A 341-nucleotide genomic window follows, 5' to 3' on the forward strand; every position below is an offset into this window, starting at 1 on the left:
AAACGCCAGATCAACCGGCTGCCTGCCGGGCAAACGTATTCGCCCGCAGCCGGATCAAACACAAAGTCTTCTTTGTCGAAACGACCCTCCGCCTTGGCTGCGGAGGTCATCGGTTTCGACACCAACGGCACAATGCCGGCTTCAGCACAGGCCCAGATTTCTTCTCCATGGAAGTAACCTCGGTCTGCAATGGCTTGAAGATTGGTGGCCTGCATCACGTCTTTGGCCTGCTTGGCCATCTTCGCCAACTGGCGGCGATCACTGCCATGGTTGGTCACTTCGTGGGCGACGATGAGGTGATGTCGAGTATCGACGGCAGTCTGAACGTTGTACCCGACCAG

General features: G+C 57.2%; 1 protein-coding gene. It reads right to left on the reverse strand.

Annotation, left to right across the window (positions count from 1 at the left end; all coding sequences use genetic code 11):
• The coding region (locus ACZ2IA_RS22870; RefSeq protein WP_470294885.1) for a transposase at positions 1–341 on the reverse strand (341 nt) is incomplete at both ends.

The sequence above is a fragment of the Crenobacter sp. CS_VA4 genome (assembly GCF_055597485.1).